Consider the following 3,100-nt stretch of genomic DNA (forward strand, 5'->3'; position numbering starts at 1 on the left):
AAAAAAATGAAAAGAATCCGATATATAGGCATTTATTACGTTATTATTGGTATAATTTGCCTTATTTCAGACTCTGTTGCAAACTTTTAGTTTATCTTAAGCTATCCTTGATCCAGAGGTAACCGTTCCATCGTACCAGTAACGGTAACTCCATTCACCATACCAGACAAAATCCTAATTATCTGGGTATCATCAGGGTTTTGGCTAAGAAAACTCCTCGGCATAAAAGTGCCTTTAAGGGAAATTTCAGGAGTTCCCTCATTTTCATCATTAACAAAAATATCATTGGAATAGGTAAGGAGCTTCATTTTAGATGAATCTACTTCTATTGAGGTTGGGTCAGAAAGACTGGAAGCTGGAGAGAAGCTAATTTCATAAGCTGCATTAGGCGCTGTAAGATCTATAATGCTCGGTTTATTCATAGATAACTGACCTACAAAATTGCTAGACTGATCATTTCCGCTATATAGATAATAGGTTACGTTAGTAAAGTTCGCCCATACAAAGGGAAATTTTTTGTAATAGCTATGCATAGCGATCAGACTCAAGAGCCTTACATTCTGAAACTGAGTTGTAGTACTCTTAAAGAATGTATTTGCTGCGTCTATCATAGCCTTCGTATTTGATTTGTTTTTATCGGGCATTGCCGCCTTAAAGTCCATAGCCAATTGAGAATTAGGGTAAGCATGGATTGTTTGAATGAACAAGGCTGTTTCTTTCATGGACTCCTGGTCTTTAGGGCCCACTGTTTGCGGATCGAATTTAGCTGAGCCTGAACTTCTATTTTGTATTGTGTTAATGTTTGCTATAGGGTAATACGAGTTGGCAGAACTCACCAAAAGTTTGTAGACCATTGAATAAGTAGATTCACCCGTAATAGGATCGATATAACTCTTATCTAAAACGACGGTGCCGCTTTTCCCAGCTGGAATGACTTGCCCACCTTCCAGGGTTGTTAAAACCTCCAAGTCCTGATTGTAAGCGGATTTAGGGAACGGGCTTTCAGAATTATGCTTTCGTACTGTGGTCGGAGTAATAACTACAATATCAGAGTCGGTTTCATTATTTATTTGGCACTCCTTAGAAACATCCGACTTAGGTGTTTGTTCTTGTGTACTCATTTTAATTCGAATTATATAGATTAACATCAATTAAGGGATAATAAAACGCACTTCCCTTTTTCTCCACCTTTTATCGTTATTTTCCTGTCAGTATTTACCGAAACAAACTTCCTTCGTAGCAGACAGGATTTTTATTTTGGTTGATAAAACGTCATTTCATAATTTTAAAAAATCAAATAAGTTTTGAGATGTATTTATTCATTACCCTACTGGTAAAGTATTGCTTTTCCCATTTGTACCAAAAGAGTAACCCCCCATTTTTGTTATTGGTGTGTAGGATGGAGACCAGGTAATCTTTAGCCCATTCTGGCACTTCTGGTCCCTGGTATTCCGGTTTTTCATCCCTCAGCAGGGAACCATAACAATTAAATTCTTTGGCCTCTTCTTTGGAGGAAAAAATACCATAAAGCTCAATGGAGTTTATCATAGGGTCTTTTAAAAAGGTCAATCTACCGGCATAGCATTCTTTAGTGCCACCTGTCCAGCTGAGTTTACCTTTTAGAAAGTTAAAAGACTCTACTTCTTGTTGATTGATCTTTAAACCGAATTCGGATAGCTTAAACTCACTAATATTTTTAAAAAAGCATCCATTGGTCCGAACGGCATACTGCCCGTAAACTTCTCTGATATTGCAGTTATGGAATTTAGTAGCGACTGAGGTCATAAGTTTAGACATCGGGTTTACCTCATCAGCGACAAAGTTGTTGCTGGCAGGTATAGGTTCACTCTCTAACCATACTTTGCCAATAATTCTACGCTTCCCCTGCAGATCCACATCAGGCCTTATAAAACCATTAAATGGGGTTTGCTTATTGCTCTTCCACTTGATTATCCCTCCTTCCAGTTTAAGGTTTATAATGCGCATATCATTCAGGTAAATTATACTCTTCCCTATATCTGTCTGATTTCCAATGATGGTTACTGCAAACCTTTGATTGGGTTCAATGTATACTCCTGTCCAGGGAAACATAGTGTTGCGGTTTACATAATCAATACAATTATATAAAGAAGCCCAATCTACTTCCATACCGTTTTCGCTTAACCATTGGTTGAATGCAGTGCGGGCCTTATCTTTATTTAAATTGGTCATTTTTCGTAAAATAGCAACGGCAGATGATTTACTGTTTAAAATAGTAGTGATTGCCCGTTCAGTGGAAACAGAGCGAACATAAGCACCCTTTGAGGCTATTTGTATGGCACTAGAATCCCTGGAAATAAGCAGGGACCTTTCTCTATCCGATAAAGCAGAAAAACGAGGGTCTTCTAGTGCAGTCTGAGGATCTTTGGCATATAAATCCTGGAGTTTTGTATCAAAGCGCAGTTCAATTAAAAAATTACTGGCTTCAGTTTCTTTTTGCCATTTGTAATGGGGCGGTATCCTGAATCTGGCAAAGTGATCAAAGGCTTTCATTTCTCTAGGTCCGTAGGATCCAATTTCCCTTAGAGGGGATTTTGGGATAGCAAGCTGTTGGCCTTCCTTAATGAGTCCAAGGTCCTTAACAACTTGGTACTGAGCAGGGATTGTATCCTTTGGGGCAATGTAAAAGGTAGAGATTCCGGTCACACTAGCCTGTTTTTCAGGATCGTGTAACTCACTGAGTTTATAGGTCTTAATCACAGGATCGATCGTAGGATATCGGGAACCGATGTAATTGGTAATTTCATAATTTTCTCCGTAAATCTCTTGGAGCCATTTAATAAAATAAGAGAAATTGTTGTTAAGAAACCCTTGTCTTCGGTAACCCAGTTCACCGATCAAACCTACCTGCCATAAAACTACATGAAGAGAAGGGTTTATTTGTCGCTGACGGATAAGGCAATCGGTGGCTTCATGCATTTGCATTCCTGGATGTCAAGGATCTACACCCAAATCGGCACATAAAGTATCTAAGGCACAAACCCCGGCTTTCATCGTGGCTTTGTAACCTTCTCTACGGGCCAATTCAATTGCTCGGTGAGTGGAAAGCACAAATATACCA

At 38.9% G+C, this 3,100-nt stretch carries 2 protein-coding genes; both read right to left on the minus strand.

Going from position 1 to position 3,100, the window contains the following annotated elements:
* Positions 1-101 precede the first annotated feature (101 nt).
* Complete coding sequence (locus tag E1171_RS03880) at positions 102-1,121, minus strand: hypothetical protein (RefSeq protein ID WP_155204278.1); 1,020 nt, start codon at positions 1,119-1,121, stop codon at positions 102-104.
* Positions 1,122-1,293: 172 nt separating this feature from the next.
* Positions 1,294-2,958, minus strand: a complete 1,665-nt coding sequence (locus E1171_RS03885; RefSeq protein WP_155204281.1) for an SAM-dependent methyltransferase — start codon at positions 2,956-2,958, stop codon at positions 1,294-1,296.
* Between the last annotated feature and the right edge of the window lie 142 nt (positions 2,959-3,100).

The organism is Xanthovirga aplysinae (genome assembly GCF_009711365.1).
GTDB classification, from domain to species: Bacteria; Bacteroidota; Bacteroidia; order Cytophagales; family Cyclobacteriaceae; genus Xanthovirga; species Xanthovirga aplysinae.

Excerpts from the sequence above, each read along its gene's own strand:
- E1171_RS03880 (WP_155204278.1), bottom strand. The coding sequence starts at position 1,121 with ATGAGTACACAAGAACAAACACCTAAGTCGGATGTTTCTAAGGAGTGC.
- E1171_RS03885 (WP_155204281.1), bottom strand. The coding sequence starts at position 2,958 with ATGCATGAAGCCACCGATTGCCTTATCCGTCAGCGACAAATAAACCCT.